This window comes from Pseudomonas sp. GM17, assembly GCF_000282175.2.
GTDB lineage: Bacteria > Pseudomonadota > Gammaproteobacteria > Pseudomonadales > Pseudomonadaceae > Aquipseudomonas > Aquipseudomonas chlororaphis.
Genome location: NZ_CP124732.1, coordinates 733,291 through 750,169, shown reverse-complemented (window position 1 = coordinate 750,169; position 16,879 = coordinate 733,291). Strand labels below are relative to the sequence as shown.

General features: G+C 55.4%; 12 protein-coding genes and 1 pseudogene. 5 read left to right on the top strand and 8 right to left on the bottom strand.

All coding sequences use genetic code 11. The annotated features are described in order from the left end of the window. Window positions 1-771, top strand: a complete 771-nt coding sequence (locus tag PMI20_RS03390) for a lysophospholipid acyltransferase family protein (protein ID WP_037033681.1) — start codon at window positions 1-3, stop codon at window positions 769-771. 170 nt (window positions 772-941) lie between these two features. Here the strand turns inward: PMI20_RS03390 and PMI20_RS03385 are convergent, their stop codons facing one another. From PMI20_RS03385 to PMI20_RS03370, 4 genes are all read right to left on the bottom strand, one after another. Then, window positions 942-3,257 carry a CHASE2 domain-containing protein gene (locus PMI20_RS03385; protein WP_037033691.1) on the bottom strand — a complete coding sequence of 772 codons (2,316 nt, stop codon included), beginning with the start codon at window positions 3,255-3,257 and terminating at the stop codon, window positions 942-944. A gap of 12 nt (window positions 3,258-3,269) precedes the next feature. Then, window positions 3,270-4,256 carry a FecR family protein gene (locus PMI20_RS03380; RefSeq protein ID WP_007921031.1) on the bottom strand — a complete coding sequence of 329 codons (987 nt, stop codon included), beginning with the start codon at window positions 4,254-4,256 and terminating at the stop codon, window positions 3,270-3,272. A gap of 198 nt (window positions 4,257-4,454) precedes the next feature. Beyond that, the gene (gene aqpZ / locus PMI20_RS03375; RefSeq protein WP_007921032.1) at window positions 4,455-5,144 is read right to left on the bottom strand and encodes an aquaporin Z; all 690 of its coding nucleotides are present in this window, start codon (window positions 5,142-5,144) and stop codon (window positions 4,455-4,457) included. Between the two features lie 304 nt (window positions 5,145-5,448). Further along, window positions 5,449-5,733, bottom strand: a complete 285-nt coding sequence (locus PMI20_RS03370; RefSeq protein ID WP_007921033.1) for a hypothetical protein — start codon at window positions 5,731-5,733, stop codon at window positions 5,449-5,451. Between the two features lie 231 nt (window positions 5,734-5,964). On the opposite strand from PMI20_RS03370, the gene PMI20_RS03365 reads away from it, so the two are divergent. Continuing rightward, a complete protein-coding gene (locus PMI20_RS03365; protein ID WP_007921041.1) occupies window positions 5,965-6,681 on the top strand; it encodes a response regulator transcription factor in 717 nt (238 codons plus the stop codon). A 406-nt stretch (window positions 6,682-7,087) separates the two neighbouring features. Here PMI20_RS03365 and PMI20_RS03360 read toward each other — a convergent pair. The 3 genes and pseudogenes from PMI20_RS03360 to PMI20_RS03350 all read right to left on the bottom strand — a co-directional run. Continuing rightward, window positions 7,088-7,305, bottom strand: a pseudogene (locus PMI20_RS03360) (transposase); the annotation flags it as partial. Window positions 7,306-7,733: 428 nt separating this feature from the next. Then, entirely contained in the window at window positions 7,734-8,015 is a 282-nt protein-coding gene (locus PMI20_RS03355) for a hypothetical protein (RefSeq protein ID WP_037033684.1), read from the bottom strand. 88 nt (window positions 8,016-8,103) lie between these two features. After that, window positions 8,104-8,337, bottom strand: coding sequence for a hypothetical protein (locus tag PMI20_RS03350; protein WP_157173128.1), 234 nt, complete (start codon window positions 8,335-8,337; stop codon window positions 8,104-8,106). A 235-nt stretch (window positions 8,338-8,572) separates the two neighbouring features. On the opposite strand from PMI20_RS03350, the gene PMI20_RS03345 reads away from it, so the two are divergent. After that, entirely contained in the window at window positions 8,573-9,214 is a 642-nt protein-coding gene (locus PMI20_RS03345) for a hypothetical protein (RefSeq protein WP_157173129.1), read from the top strand. Between the two features lie 1,526 nt (window positions 9,215-10,740). Then, entirely contained in the window at window positions 10,741-14,202 is a 3,462-nt protein-coding gene (locus PMI20_RS03340; RefSeq protein WP_007921045.1) for a hypothetical protein, read from the top strand. A gap of 103 nt (window positions 14,203-14,305) precedes the next feature. On the opposite strand, the gene PMI20_RS03335 is transcribed toward PMI20_RS03340, so the two are convergent. After that, window positions 14,306-15,097, bottom strand: a complete 792-nt coding sequence (locus tag PMI20_RS03335; protein ID WP_007921047.1) for a hypothetical protein — start codon at window positions 15,095-15,097, stop codon at window positions 14,306-14,308. 609 nt (window positions 15,098-15,706) lie between these two features. Here PMI20_RS03335 and PMI20_RS03330 point away from each other — a divergent pair. Then, entirely contained in the window at window positions 15,707-16,777 is a 1,071-nt protein-coding gene (locus tag PMI20_RS03330) for a ComEC/Rec2 family competence protein (protein ID WP_007921050.1), read from the top strand. Window positions 16,778-16,879 lie beyond the last annotated feature (102 nt).

The following is a 16,879-nucleotide window of genomic DNA, read 5'->3' as shown; positions in this document are numbered from 1 at the left end:
ATGTCGATCCTGCAGGCAATCAGAACCTTCTTCTTTTACCTGCTGCTGGGCACCAGTTCGTTGCTGTGGTGCTCCCTGAGCTTTTTTATCGCGCCCTTCCTGCCGTTCAAGGCGCGCTATCGCTTTATCAACGTCTATTGGTGCCGCTGCGCATTGTGGCTGACCAAGGTGTTTCTCAAGATCAACGTGGAAGTGAAGGGCGCGGAAAATATCCCCGAGCGTCCTTGCGTGATTGTCTCGAACCACCAGAGCACCTGGGAGACGTTCTTTCTCTCGGCCTATTTCGAACCGCTGAGCCAGGTGCTCAAGCGTGAACTGCTGTATGTGCCGTTCTTCGGCTGGGCCATGGCCATGCTGCGTCCGATCGCCATCGACCGCGACAATCCCAAGGCCGCGCTCAAGCAGGTCGCCAGCAAGGGCGACGAGCTGCTCAAGGACAATGTCTGGGTGTTGATCTTCCCGGAAGGCACCCGGGTGCCTTACGGCCAGATGGGCAAGTTCTCCCGCAGCGGCAGCGCCCTGGCGGTCAATGCCGACTTACCGGTGCTGCCGGTAGCGCACAACGCCGGCAAATACTGGCCGAAGACCGGTTGGCTCAGGCACCCCGGCACCATCACCGTGGTGATTGGTGCGCCGATGCACGCCGAAGGCTCCGGTCCACGGGCCATCGCCGAGCTCAACGATCGGGTCGCGGCCTGGAATGAGCAGGCGCAGCGGGACATGGGTTCGCTGCCTCCGGTAGCCGCGGCGCCGGACAAAATGACCATTTGAGTTTCTGTGGATAACCTGTGTACCGTTTTATTGGAAATCGCTATATCAAATCCATAACTAGATGATTTATATACATATTTCCTAAACCCATAAAATACCGGAAAAGGTGCATAAGTTTTCTGGATACGAAAAAACCGGCCTGGAGCCGGTTTTTTTTCGCCTGTCGATATTCAGTCCGTGAGCAGAGGTAATTGCAGGCTGAAGGTCGTCCCCTCGCCGACCACGCTACGGCAGACAATCCGCCCTTCATGCCGGTCGACCACCGCCTTGACCATCGACAACCCAAGCCCCAGGCCTTCGCTGCCTTGGGCCGAGGCGAAGCGCTGGTACTGCACAAACAGCTGCGGCAGTTCATCGGCCGCAATGCCTTTGCCCTGATCGGTGATATCGCAGGTCAGCCAGCCCTCCGTACACGCGACTTGCACCCGGACAGTCGAGCCCGACGGGCTGTACTTGATGGCGTTTTCCAGCAGGTTGAACAAGGCCCGGGTCAGCAGGGACTGATCGGCCAGCACCATGCCTTCGGCATCATCGTCGAGGTCATGCACCAGCTGGATGTTTTTCAGCTGGGCGATGGTCATGGCCTGGTCGAACGCGTCCAGCACCAGCATGGCGAACATGCTCGGCTGGAACTGATAGGCCTCGGACTCGGCCTTCGCCAGTTGCACGAAGGCTTCGGTGAGCCCTAGGGCGCGACGCACCTGGAGTTCGATCTGACTGTAGATCCGCGTGTCGCCCGAGCCCTGGTGCCGCTGTACATCGAGCAAGGCCAGGATCGCCGAATGAGGCGCGCGCAGGTCATGGGACAGGAAGCGCAACAGGGTTGCCCGCTGCTGTTCGGCGTCCCGTTCCAGGCTCAGGTCAGTGAGGCTCAGCAGCCAGCCGATCGGCGTATCGCTGTCGATCGGCAGCAGGGGTGCCAGGTCCACGCGCAGGCTGCGCTGCTCGATATCGCGAAATTCCACAGGCTGCAGTTGCGACAGGGCAGGGCGTTGCTCGTCCTGCAAACCGGGATAACCCAGGCCGGCCAACTGCCGGACCAGGTCCTCGCCGATCAGCGCGTTGCCGAACACTTCGCGAGCATTGCGGTTGGCTAGCAGCACGCGACCGTCCGGATCGCTGATCAGGGTGGCCACCGGCAGGTATTCCAGGCCATCGGCAATGAAGCGGCGGGTGTCGCGGGTGCGGCTCAATGCCTGCTCCAGGGCCACGATCTGCCCCTGCAGTACATCCCCTGCGGGAGCCTGGGTTCGTCGGCGCTCGGGCAGCACCTTAGGCTCGCAGTCCAGGCGCGCCAGCTCCCAGCCGAAGTAGGCCAGGATCACGCTCAGGCGGCGCCAGTTCCAGATCAGGTACGCCAGCAACATCCCCAACAGGCTGGCCACCGGCGGCCACCACAGCCCCAGGCGCAGCAGCCCGGCCGAACCGAGCAGGGCAGCTGCCATGCAGGCCAGGGTCAGCCACAACGCATGCCGCGGCCGCACCAGCAGCAATCCCAGCAAGGCCGCCACCAGCAGCACCGACAGCGCCGCGACCGGCCATTGCCCGAGGGCGACGATGGTGCGCTGCTGCAACAAGCCATTGAGCAGGTTGGCCTGGATCTCGATACCTGGGGTGGTGCCGACACTGGCCGACTGCGGGGTGACATAGCGGTCACCCAGCCCGGGCGCGGTAGTGCCGATCAGGATCAGCTTGTCGCGCAACAGTTCCGGCGGGACTTCGCCGCGCAATACGCTGACATAGGGAACACTGGGGAAACCGCCATGGGGACTGATGAAGGGGATGCGTACTGGGTTGCTGCGCAGCCAGCCCTGGGCGATCTGCGCGGTGTCCGAACCGGGCATCGACAGGGCCGTGCCCGGGTATGCCTGTTGATAAAGCAGCCAGGCCAGTTGCGCCTTCGGTGCCTGCGGTGGGCCTTCGCGCAGATAGACGCTGCGAACCGTGCCGTCGGCGTCGGCCTCGGCATTGATATGGCCGACCGCCTTGGCGCACTGGCTCAACGGCGGCACCGGTTCGATCTCACCCAGCGGCTGGCCGTAGCGGGCCACACTCTCGCGCAGCAGGGGCAGGAATACCTTGCCCTCGCGGCAGACCGCCTGGGCCAGTCGTTGATCGTTTTCGGGAACGCTGTCGGGTTCGCTGAAGATCACGTCGAACAACACACCCTGGACCTTGGCCGCCGTCAGCCGATCCAGCAGGTCGGCGTGCAGGGTACGCGGCCAGGGCCACTGGCCCAGCTGCTGCAGGCTGTAGTCGTCGATGGTGATCAGCAGCAGCCGCGAATCGACCGGCAGCGGGCTGAGCCGCCGCAGGTTGTCATACAGCAGATTATTCAGCGCCAGCCCGTGGCTCAACGACAGCAGGGCGGTCAAGGGCAGCAGGATCAGGCTGACCCATGCCCATTCCCGCACCAGACCGCCAAACAGTCGCTGGGCTTGCGTCGGCTCCCGGCCCTCGGGTCGGCGCCAGCGCCTCACCGACAAACCGCCGCGCACTTACTGAACACGCGTGGTCCTGGGGTAATAGAAGATGTCATAGACGCCCGTCTCTCCTTCGAGTCCGTGCTCATCGAAAGCAGAAAGGCGGACATGATAAAAAAACGCTTCCAGGCCGCTGAAGTTGACTTCCGGCGTGCTGGAGAACTGTTCCTGCTTGATATTGAGGAAACTTTTGTCAGTCGCCACCTGGGCCCGGTAACGCTTGGCGCCCGGCAAGGGCTTCATGATCAGCTGCCAGACCGGCAGACCGCCCGTCTGGCCCGCCTGGCCCATCAGCTGCGGTGCGGGCAACAGATCGACCGGCTTCAACGGGCCTTCTTTCTGGATGCGCAAACCTTGGCGAGCCATGACCTGGACTTCACCGGGAACCGGTCCGACCGGTTTATCCACAGGGCGTTTCTTGCCCTTGGTCTTTTTCGGCGCTTCGTCGTCTTCGCGGTTGACCGCTACCTGGCCGTTGAGCACTTCCACCAGCGACAACTGATCGTCGTTACGCACCCGGAAGTGCGTGCCGCGTACGCCCAGCACGCCGATCGGCGTGACGATCTGGAAACGGTCGTAATCGCTCGGGCGCTTGATGACATAGGATTCGATCTGCCCCTGCTCGAGCGCGACCTGGGGGATCGCATGTTCTTCGTTCAGGTGCAGGGTGATCTGGGAACTGGAGGGCAGTACCACCAGCGAACCATCGCCCAGGGACAGGCTGACGAATGCCGAAGGCGAGGTCTTCACCCCTTCGAGTTCATCGACGCTCATGCCTTCTTCCAGGGGCACCTGGTTGCCCTTGGCATCCAACTTCCAGGCTTCGCCCGTGAGGTGCTCGACCGTCGCCGGCAACGGCTGGCCACGGCATTGCTGGTTTTCATCGATATAGGGAGGGCGCTTGGGTGCTGCAACGGCAGCCTGCACCGTGGAAAAGGCCAGTGCGCTACCGAGAAGAAACGACACGAGCATGGCCCGGTGGCGGATGTGCAAGGAGGTCATGGGTTCATAGGTCCGTAGTCGCGCTCTTCTGAAGTCCGTGCCATTAGAACTGCATTGTTAGCGTTCTGACCATACCTCTCGAACCAAGGCCGGCCAGGGTCATTCCCTTACGGGATAAACAGCACAACCGCTGGAGAGCGGCTGCGCTGTTTGGCTCCATGCCGGCCGGATGCGAATCGGCGCATCCGGCCGCACAGGTCAGTCCCGCTCGATGGAGATCAACCGATAGGCCAGGGCTCCCAGCCCTGCGCCCAACAGAGGTGCTACCCAGAACAGCCACAGCTGGGATACTGCCCACTCACCGGCGAAGAAAGCTACCGCGGTGCTGCGGGCCGGGTTGACCGAAGTATTGGTGACCGGAATGCTGATCAGGTGGATCAGGGTCAGCGTCAGGCCAATGGCAATCGGAGCAAAACCGGCTGGAGCACGCTTGGCGGTGGCACCCAGGATGATCAGGAGGAACATTGCCGTGAGCACAACTTCGGTCAACAGCGCAGCAAACATCGAGTAGCCACCAGGCGAGTGCTCACCATAGCCATTGGCCGCGAAGCCCGCCGACGCGTCGAAACCGACCTTGCCGGAAGCGATCAGGAACAGCACGCCACCCGCGGCGAGTCCACCGAGAACCTGGGCGACGATATAAGGCAGCAGCCGGCTACCCGGAAAACGCCCACTCAACCACAGTCCGACCGAGACCGCGGGGTTGAGGTGAGCCCCGGAAATCGGACCCAATGCATAAGCCATGGTCAGGACGCTCAGGCCAAAGGCCAGGGCTACCCCCAGGTAACCGATCCCGAACTGCGGAACGCCGGCCGCCAGCACGGCGCTCCCGCACCCGCCCAGGACCAACCAGAACGTACCGAAAAACTCAGCGCCGAATGTCTTCATCAGAGGCCTTCACAGATAAAAAATGAGGAGTTGTTTGTTGGCTGGCGGCGTCGTGGGGCCGCGCGGGAGAGGAGGGATGACACATCCCTGTGTCGAAGCATTACGTCCTGAGGAGGCACTCCCTGTATTCCCCTGTACTGCAAATCGAGGCCAAGCCTCGGTCTGACGCCCGCCAATCCGGCGGTTGACACTCCCTGTGTCGGAGCACTTCCGAATGCCCCTGTGTGCCACTCAGCGACTACGAATGTACCGGCATGGTGTGGAGGCCGGGCCGGTTTGCAATATTTGTTCAGAATTGTCTGATCTAGAACACCCAACGCTGCTGCTCCTGATAGACCATAGGCTGGGTCATCTGTGGCGCGCTGATCGGGGCGAATCCCTGGGAATCGCTGAACCCGATAGTGGTTACGGATGGGCTGAAATAGCGCTGCACCGGCAAGGTGTAGTCCGAAGACGGCAGCGCAGGCTGCTCCGCGGTCGAACCCAGGCTCAGGCAAGCCGCGAGCATCAGTGTGGTAAATCGAGCCAGGTCCGCTGCCCGCGCAATGCCTGCGTAGAGCAACCGCCCCTTCCCCAGGATGTTCCCCATAGTCCTTTTCCTTGCACGTTCGAGCCGGTATCGTTCTGCAATGAATGCAGGCCGGATGGACAGTGCTCCTGTCGGCTACCGGCTATATGACATCAGCGTACCGAGCAAAGGTATGAACCAGAGCAATTCGCCACAATTGTTCAGATTCGTCTGATCAGCCTAAACTCAGCGCCAGGTAAGGCCTCAAATAAAGCCATCAGCATTCTCTCGCGATAAAAGGAACTGCCCCGCATGCGTGTCGCAATACTGGATGACGAACCCGCCGAACTGGCGCGGGTGGAACAGACACTGCGACAGATCCCCGGCCCCGGGGAACAGCCATGGACGCTGCACAGCTTCGAGCGTGGCGAGGATCTGCTGCGGCAGCTGCGGCGCGAAACCTTCGACCTGCTGATTCTCGACTGGCAGCTGCCGGACCTCAGCGGGCTGTCGTTGCTGCGCTGGACCCGTGAACACATGGAGGCGCCACCGGCGGCCATCATGCTCACCAGCCGCGATGCCGAGAGCGATATCGTCCAGGCCCTGAACACCGGTGCCGACGACTATGTGAGCAAACCTTTCCGCCCCAACGAACTCAAGGCACGGGTAACCGCCGTCCTGCGGCGTCATGGCTTGCAGCGATCGGCAGCCGTCGAGGTGCAAACCTTCAACGACCTGGCCTTCGATGACGCCGAGCTGACCGTGACCCGTGCCGGCAGCCCGATCAGTCTCACAGAACGCGAGTACCGCCTGGCCCGCTGCCTGTTCGCCAACCTGGGTCGGCCGTTATCCCGGGAATACCTCTACGAACGTTTCTGGACCCACGAGGAAATCGTCTCCTCCCGTCCCCTGGACACTCACATCTACCGCTTGCGCAACAAGCTGGGGTTGACCGCGGATCGTGGCTGGCAGTTGCTGACCATCTATGGTTATGGCTATCGCCTGGAAAGTGTTTCAGCGGCCGAGTAGGGCGCCCCTTTTAACCGGGCAATAAAAAAGGCCAATGCTGAGCGTTGGCCTTTTTCATTTCGGCGATGCAACCCGGATGTAGGGGCACAAAATAGATGACTCGGGAGCTCCAGCAAACGCTGGTGGAAAATCATGTTTTTTGTGAATACGCCTACCCACATTCACAAAGTAAATGAGAAAAGCCTACTCGACTCCCACAATAGTTGGTTCCACGTGGAACATGGGCGCATCGCCCATGGTTGCGGATTGGACTGCCCGTGGGCGGGTGTCCCAATGCGATAGAATGCGACCACGATAGCTTTGACATCCTGAACAAGCTCCAGACAGGCCACTGCTACGACTCTTCTATCCCCTAAATAGTCAGAGCTCCCCTTGTTGTTTCGGCTCAACCCCTTTCCCGTCATCTCATCGCAATATTGTGCTCCGCCTCACGTTCAAGTCGGCGGTTGGACTGAATCCAATTGAGGTAGCCGTAGATGTAGATTTTCAGCAAGACCGCTGGGTGGTAAACCGGATGCCCCATTGCAGTAGGGGCGACACCCTCGAGCCCAATTGCCCTAGGTCAAGCTTATCGACGAAAACGTCGACCACCCGAACTGGGTGTTCTTCGGTTATGTAATCGTCCCCGCCACGATTTTGACGAGCGAAGGTTAGACACTGCGCTCGCGTGAGCTTCTTGCGAAATACCTCTCGGCCCGATGCGTTTTGGCCGTATGAGCAGCCATGATACCGTCATGGCTGCTCTAATAGCCTGAAGAGGCCATGCACATGTGTTGGACCATAAATGACCTTTTGACAGGCAAATGGCTCTTACCTCAAGCATATTTCGTGGCTTGCTTGGTCAGCTTGGTCAATGATTCATTCCCATCAAGCAGCCCTTGTAGGGACGCCGCCCAACCGATTGACCCCTTCTTCTATATATAGGTACCGCCCGAGGCTGGCGGCACCTCAACCCTCTATCAAGAATATTTGTCTATATAAAGGAAGGAATCATAAATTCTGGTGCAGAGCGCGCATGCCCGTAATGCCGTAGATTTCTATGAGCCCTACCATCACGCATCCTCGCTTTGCGACATCTGCAGCAGATATGCTTCGATCTGCTTCTCCATCCGTTTCTTGCGCTCTTTAAGCAACTGCTGGCCTTCCGGTGTCAGAACCCAAGCGCTCCCCGCTAAATGCGGGTCATCAGGATGAACAGCCATTAATTCGCCAGCGGACATGAAGCCAATAAGTTCAAAGAATCTATCTTCTGCTAACCCCGTGGGTGACCAACACCGGGCGTCGTAATAGCGCTGCTCCCCTGAAATGTAGCCGCACTCTATGTAGCACTGCACAACGAACTCCGAGCAGAAATAGCCATTTCCGCCTGCTCTTATCCGTCGTGATTTCCCGAATGGACGCTCACGTCTCATTCTGTGGAGATTATAGTGCCACCGTATATTCAAGTATTCGCGCAACGGAACCATGCACCTTCACAACGCCTTTGCTAGGTTTATCGCTTTCGATCTCCTGCATCGTCTTACCAATAAGCTCTTCAGCCTCTTGGCGCTCTGGCAGAGGCAGGCCAGAAGTGGAGAGCTCTTGCAATAAAGATTGAAGCGCGGCTTTTAGATCTGTGTATGGGTTGGCACCGCCCACTTGCTGTACGTTGGCCACAGAGCTACACCTGCCCTCGGCTTTGCCGGGGGTTGGCTTTATGGCGTCGGTCTCCGGAATGAATGTAAAAAAGCAATAGTCGCCCGCTATTGCAAACCTGTAAGAAAAATTCCGTGCTTGGTTTTGGACTACTCTTAGCTATCAACGCTGATCGGGCGCAGGAGCAAAAATGATGTGTAGGACAGTTTGGCTTCGGATGTGCCTACTCTTGCTATCTATTTCATTTGGATTTGTATTGGCTGTCGAATTAAAGCCAGAAATACCACATTGGTCAAAAAGGTCGGGCTATGTTGGTGGCTGTCGGCTACTCGAAATCTCTATAGGAAAGTGTACTGACCGCTTTGGTACTGGGCCGTACGAGGTTGTAGTTCCACCCGAAGAACCGATTGTTGAGCACGTCATTCGAATAGTTCGGAAAAATCTTCCGGGAAAGGATGTTGTTTCATTTAGGGCTCGGCCAGCTGCGCGAGATGGCAGTAATTATGGTTGCTCTTTAGTTTGGCACGTTTTTATCTATTTAGGAAAAGAACTGTCAGATGGCACAATCTATTATACAAAAATTGCGGGCTTCTATCCTGATGTCGATAGGGCCACAGCAATACCGTTAATATCGAAACTGTATGGCAAGGGAGAAGCCACATATAAGTTTAACGACTTGGCTAGCTCAGTCGCTTTTACAGTGTACGTTAGTGAACAGCAGGCAAGAGCTGTAGAGCAAATATTAAACTCGTGGGATGTTAATGACTATAATTTTCTAACACTAAATTGTACTAACCTAGTGCAAGATGTCGCTAGCTATCTGGATTTGAAGAGCGGTAGCAATGGCGGGTATTGGGGATTCAATAGTCCGGCGATGGTAATTGATAGATTAATTTAAAATAATACTAAAACTAGACCGCTAGAGTTTTTACAAGGTGAAGTGGCCAGAGGGCTAAAAATCCTGGAGGCTCTCAGAATCGACCACACTAATTATCTTCCACGCGGCCTATCGCCCATACCGCACGAGCCTGGACCTCCAGGTGCCGCTGACAAGAGAGATGATTTCGCGATTCCAGATGTCATGAAGCCTGGTGGTGCAGGTAGTGGTGGTGCTGGAAGCGAAAGAGGAACTGGCAGTGGTGCGGGTTCATTAAATGACTGGGAGTTTAATAACAATGTTCGAGTCAATAAAGATAGTACACTTTTCGGTTTGCTCTGTTACTAACGCTCTTTGTCTTTAGTTTCAATGTCGTTGCTGAGGGGGGACGTGCATTTCACAGAGCAAGAGATCCTAATTGTACTGTTCTGAGTGGTATTCCATGGAATGACTACCTTGCTGGCAACTTCAAAGGGTATCGTCCGGAATTACCTAGCGTGGTGGGAGTTAAATTTATATATGCAAATGAATATCGAGATCGGAATGCGATGTACAATATTGATCCAGGACTTTGCTATCAGACTAGATACTACGGCCAACCAGCAAGAGGCTATGATAAAGGTTTCGTGATAGCGCAGTTGATTGGCTATGAGCGTGCCCCTAAGGGGCCGGACGTGAGAGTCACCGGATACGGTCTCCCAGGCGATCCAGCTAACTGGGAGATTAATGTTGACGGTCATATTTTCATTTATAATGGGATTGGTGAGATATTTGACAACCGCGGTAGAAGGGTGGGGCAGATGTTTTGTTATAGCTCGAACGATTGTGAAAAACATGGAGTAAAGTGAGTTTTTGTTAAGTTGTATTTGAGAAATATTGGCTATTCAAAATAACTCGCTCATCGTGTCAATATTTTGTTTGGGACCATGGGAAGTTGAGCGACTATTGAACTGTTCGAAGCTTGCGAACATTGTTTGACTCCTCGGCTTGTTTCGGAGGTCTTGCCGGTGCGATTGACACCTATCAGAACAGCTGAGCGCGCCATTAGTAACCCTCGCTACGTAGATCGAGCATAGGTGGAGGCTCTCGAACTGGCCAATCTATCTTCCCGGCTTGTTGAAATAGAGAGAAATACAACTCGTAACCCTTATTATTCAAGGCGTCGAGTACAGGTGGTTATGAAAGTATCAATCGCGAATTTTGATTGCGTATATCTCAAAATGTTATTAATGCCGTCTCACCGAATGCTAAAGTAAGTAGTGCCATCTTTCGTATCCTTCGAAAATCTTGCTGTCGGTGGCATTAACCGGGCAGACAGGCTCGATCGGCCATTGGATAAACCGACAGGAACAAGTTTGTTGGGGGCAGCTCACCATTGGACTGAAGCCGAATAAATTAAAATAGTAAATTTTAACTAATGAAAATTAGTCTGGTTTTTGTGTAGGGTTAATAGGCCAACTTTTAGCTGAAATCGTTACGGCATTGCAGGTGGCCAAAATTAACGCGTCCTCCGTTACCCGATATTTGGCGGGCCAGAGAGGTGAGCCATGGCTGTGACCACGCTTGTCAACGGCGTCAAACTTGGGTCGGCAGTATGTGCACTTGCGGACAACAGTATTGTTGTTAGCTCCATCGGCGGAAAACTGACCCGTTACGATGCCACAGGCGTGGTTCTCGAGATGGGGGCTGTTGGTTCCGCCGTCCGTTCGCTGGCCGCTCATCCGGCCGGGGACCGCGTCCTTGCGACCGTCAAGAATGGTCTCCTCAGTATAGAATTCGGGCCAACGCCGTCGATCACCAAATTGGCGAGCATTTCCGGTGCATGGGGCCTTGCCGTTGATGCCGCGACTGGAACGGCTCTGGTCACCTCAAGCACCTCGGGTAGACTGCTGCGCGTGTCGCTTGCCTCGCCGACCAATCCCTTAATTGTGGCCACGGGGCTGGCCACACCCGGCGCGATTACCGTTCGAGCTGGCGCATCGCTCGCGAACCTTTTATCCAGGGCGGGAACGACCAGCTTGCTTCCGGTCGATCTCACGAGCGGTGAGGCTGGGTTGCCTGTCACGGTTCTAGGTGCGGCGCGTGACCTATCATGGACCGATATCGCCGGCACCCAAATTGCCGTGGGCGAAACTGACCGCATCGTGCTGGTCGACCCTGCTGATTCCGCCCAACCACCATTTGTGCTCGCAACCGGACTAAAGCGGGTTTGGAGCGTAGATTTTTTGCCCAGCTACGGCGCACTGGTTGTGGGATCAGGACAGAGCCTGTTGCTGATTGATCTGCCGGTAGCCCCCCCGGTCTCTTTGGAGATGCCTCCGAAAGCAATGTATTTATCAAGTTGGGCGCGTATTGGGGTAGCAACAAACGGTGTTGCATTTGATGATGTGATTTTCCATGTGGAGCCCGCTGAAGGTGGAATCATTTCCCACTCCAAAGATGCCACATTTGCGAAGCGGCCATCGGTTGTACTGGCCGCGAGCGCGGTCGCTGGCTCTTACAAGGTAATCGCCCATGATCGAAATACAGGCGATGAACTGGCGAGCGGGACTTTTGAAATCACTAATGTTTGGACTGGTAAAGACGGCCCTCCAGCCAGTTACATCGGTGTGGTTGGAGCCGAAGTTCCAGACCCTGCTTGGGGCGGTGGGGATCCCTATGTTCCTCAGAATCTTGCGGTTACACCGGTTATCGGCGACCGAAGGGTCGCGATTGTGATCCTTGAGACCACCGACATTACGGCCCTGAGTATTGCTGATCAGACGGTGCTAAGAACGACATGGCAGAACGAGGTCTTTGATGGCGTGTCGAGAGGGGGGGTGCTTGAATCCGCACGACGCTACTGGAGAGATGTTTCCGACAATCAGATGGATCTCGTTAATGCGGGCGTGATTGGTCCTATACGGCTGACGAATAACTGGGACTCCTATGGAACGGCTATCAATACCACCACTGGTAGGACGGATGGATGGGAGGGATTTGCACGTGCCGCCATCGCGAATATACGTTCGATGAACAACACGGCAGTTTCGGCCGGCCAAGCGCCGGTGTTGGACCTGATGACTGTGGATTCTATTGTGCTGGTTATGCGGTCACTGCCCGCAAGCGGTGCAAACCCTGGGCGCTTTACGTGGCCCAGTGCCACGCGGCCCGGCAGCTACCAACTCACCTTTGAGGTTGATCGGAAAACGATACAGGTGCCAGTCCTCTGGGGCTCGATCAATATAACGATCCCTATCAACCGCACTATTCAGATGTTTTCAATGCCCGATGATTGGGAGACCCGCGACATCAGTGGCAGGGTTCGTGCTGAGACCGTCGCCCACGAACTCGGTCACAATTTTGGACTTCCAGACGAATATGCCCGTAGCGGTCACCCACAATGGGCGAAGGACCGTGATCTGGCAGCCACTACGACTAGGGGTGCCAGTTGGTCGGTGATGTCGTGGGAGGAGGAATTCTCGCAACCAACGGTCGTCGAAAAGATGATGCTGGGGTGGGTGCTGGCGGCTCATGTTCGCAACCTCAGTTTCGCAACACTCGGCCCTGTGGATGAGGAAATTGTGCTTCATGCCAGTGACCTCGGCTCACCCCCAGCAGGGCGCTACTCGGTCGTAGAGGTTCGTATTGCTGACGGCCGAAATTATTACTTCGAGTACCGGCGTGAGCGACCCGGCACGCTTAAGGATCAGGACGTGCCGGCAGATCAGACTGTCGTTGGCGTTGATTGTATGTCGGGTTTAGAGCCCACAGATCGACGAAACATTCTGAGAATTCGTGATGACGGCGACCTCGATCGGGGTGAATTTCAGCAAGGTGATAATTATGAGGAAAAGGATACGTCATCGGCTGCATACCCAAATGACTTCAAGATGGACGTTGTCGAAACCGGCACGGACTTCGCGCGAATCCATATCACCTACGGTGATGCGAAACCCGATCCACAGATCCGCCCTTGGGCGCCAAGTACTAACTGGAAGAGTCCAGATCTTCGGGTGACTAACGCCCGCAACCTAGCCGACACCCGCTTCCGCGATATCCCATGGGAGGGGCACGACAACAGGATCGTGGCCACCGTGCGCAATCCTGGCCAGATCGACGCCCTCGGTGTAAGGGTAAACTTCTTTGTAAAGGACTTTACCTTGGGAGGGGGCGCCGTGACCGCGCTCGGCAGCGACGTGCACGATGTGATGTCAGGGGCTGAGGTCGAATTCACGTCGTCGGTGCCATGGGTACCGCCGCCACTATCGGCTATCCCTTTCCTTAACAACGTCGCATCACATTACTGCGTGGTCGCCCAGATTGAGGAATATAGAGATCCGAATAATGCGGCCATCCGCGAAATCACACTCGACAACAATGAAGCACAATCCAATCATACGCAGATGATCTCGGTAAGCGCATCACCTTCTACCCGCGAAATCGGAGTCGTGAAGGTAACGAACCCGCTTCCTTCCGCGTCCACCTGCCAGGTGGTCGTTAGGCAATCCAGCCCATGGTTCCGCACTTATGTCGAAAAGAGCTGGGTTCACTTACAGCCAGGCGAGGAGCGCAACGTGATGTTCATGTCGGAATCACCGATCGGGGATCCGCTGCTCGACGTCTGGATGCGTGAGTTCCGGGAACATATCTACAGGGAGCCCAACAGCTTGCGCCTGACAGGTATTGCGGATGATCACGAGACGTGTCATGGCTTGGTAACAGGTGGTGCACATGTGTTGGTTCGTGCGGCGCGGGCTACCTGCTTCGATCGGTTTGCCGTGAGCAGGAATGGCGTCAGCGGACGCATCAAAATCATCGACAATGAGCAGGGGGCCAATGGCAAGGTGATCATAACGCTATTGTCGCCGGGAGAGCTGGATAAAGAAATTGTACAGGAAGGAAACGTGCAGGAAGGTACTTTCCAGATTGAGCTTGGCAATGTTCGAAGTGATTGCCTCGTTCAGGGCTATTATTTGGGTGGTTTCGACCTTGCTCCGTGCCAGAGTGAGCAGCTTAAAATTCATTGAATTGCAATTACCCACTTCAACTCATTCCATTGCCGAGTGTATCTACAGCTCTCAGATCACCTGAAAGTTAGGTTACGAAGTGGGCTCAAGCTTGAGAAATACCTCAACCAGAAGTTGTCGGCTTTGATACTTTTTTCCGCGAAGCTGAAACAGACAGCGACGGCAAGCACTCGAATAAACGTTCCGCATAGACGAATCCCATCTGTCTAACGGAACCTTGGTCAAAGTACAGTAGCCAAGCAGAAAGCAGTGCAATCGAAATAAGTAGTGTCAGGCCAGCAGCGAGACCTGGATCTACAAAATGTATGGGCGAAAAATGAGGAGATGTAACATTTAGAACCTTTGCAATTAGCAAACCGTAAATGATACCCAGGAGGCACGACAAGATTCCAACAGGCCTCATCGCCAGCATATTGCGATGAAACCCATAAGCAATATTCTCTTTCAACAGTAGTTGCTTGTTTGAGCGAGTAAGCTCGCGGAGTCGTTTAGTTGCTCCAATATAGATGTCATCCGCCTTCTCCGGATTCGCTGACTCTTCTTCTGGCGTCGGCATGGCAATGCCTAGTTTTGTAGTGATCGCCGTGTGATACCGCTGCTTGCTGACGCAATCCAAAAACTTATCACGATGGCGTAGAGCTATGGTGGTTGGCATTCCACCCCACTTTGCTACCAGACGCTCTTCGAGCTTCTTTCCACGTCCACGTGCCACGCTTGCCAGCGCATAGATAGCACCGCAACCGCTAAGCAAACCAATCACACCTGTAAGTATCGGATGCTTTGCTCCATAGACACACAACAGCGGGACGAGCAGCGGCAGAGCTACAAGAAGTCCGGGAATGACACGCGCCTTGCGCTCGTAAGGGTCTTTGACCAACTCAAATATGGTTGTCATTGAAAGTCAGACCTGCGTTGCCAAGGCGTCAATATAGGGTTGGATTTCATCGCAATTCCTCAGTGTGATGCTGTGCAAGAGGGTCAGGCGCTTCCTTGGTATACAGTCCGAGACGCCTTAGCGTGTAGTACAGGAAAGCTTGGCGGCATGGAAGTTTTACTTATCCATTTTCCATGCCGTATTCGCGTCCCAAGGCTCGCTTTTTGGCAGAAAGTAGATCGGAATGTGGAGCAAGCACCAATATTAGGATAGTTCGCCATTGCAAATCCTGGCTTGAATCCACTTGGCTCGGTTCGAAGCCATCGATCTACAGGGTTCGGGCTAAAACAAAATCGCTGATGCGTTGACGCTTATGACAATGCGCACGCACATGCCAATGAGAACCATCCCATCGTTTCCGAGCGCATGGGGGGGAGATAGCAAACGTACCGATTCATCCAGAGAGGTCATAGACTGGTATCGACCGTACGACGCTGCGCAGTATTGCCTAGGATGCGGGAGGCCTTCCTGCCATACCATTGGCATGGACACCGACAGGACTAACCTGCGCGGTGGATCGTTGGTAAGGAAAGCCGCCGACGCGTTGTCGGCATAAGACAAGAGGAATGTATGGCTGACTACTTCGAGATTGACTTTCTTGGCGTCGAAACTTCAAAAAGTGGAGATGCAATCACGCTGCGCTATTCAGTGAATGGCGCGGAAGGTGTGCATGTTGTTGATGGCGGTTATCTGGATACAGGGGATCAGATAGTCGAGCATCTGAAAACCCACTACGGAACAACAGTCGTCGACAACGTAATCCTCACACACCCTGACCGTGATCATGCAAACGGCTTGAGAAAAGTGCTGGAGCAATGTACGGTCCGAAATCTCTGGATCAATAGGCCATGGATATATGCGGATCAGCTGATTGATCGCTTTGAGACCTATGAATCAGTTGAAGCACTGAGACGCAAGCTGCGCTCAATTTATGAGGCCACGGCAATGCTCGAAGACATTGCGGAGGTTAAGAAAATTCCAATTCATGCCCCTCTTCAAGGGCAGAGAATTGGACCATTTCTGGTGATGGCACCAACATTGAATCGCTACCTCGATCTAATTGTTGACTCAGAGAAAACCCCCGAACCAGTTGAAGAAAATACCTTTGATAGTGCATTGGGTGGCGTATTCCGAGCGCTAAAGGCTGCGACTGCGTACATCAAATCCCTATGGGGGGATGAATACTTCCCTCCAGGGCCAACCAGCCGAGAAAATGAGATGAGTGTGGTGCAGACGGCTGTATTGAACAACCATCGCGTCTTGCTTACCGGCGATGCAGGACGCGAAGCATTGCAAGAGGTTATTGACTATGCGCCCCTTGCAGGGCTCGCCTTGCCAGGTATTCGATATTTCCAAGTTCCTCACCACGGCGGGAGGCACAATGTTTCAACTGAAATATTGGATCAACTACTTGGTCCGCGATTGGCCAGTATGCCGGATAAACATACCTGGAATGCCATTTGTAGTTCTGCCGAGGCTGATGAAGATCATCCACGGAAGTCAGTAATTCGTGCCGTTTTACACCGGGGCGGGCATTGGGCGGCAACCGAAAGCAAGAGCATAAGAATCGGGGCAGGTATTACTCGCGATGGATGGGTATCGATACCCCAGGCAGCGTATCCCGAAGATCAAGAAAGTTGAATGCGAGAGGCATAGAGCAGCTCCAAGCAAGCGCCTCAGCTTACTAGACTAAGGACGATGGTGTCCGCGCACTTTGGTAGACACCATCTCCAGCCTAACTAC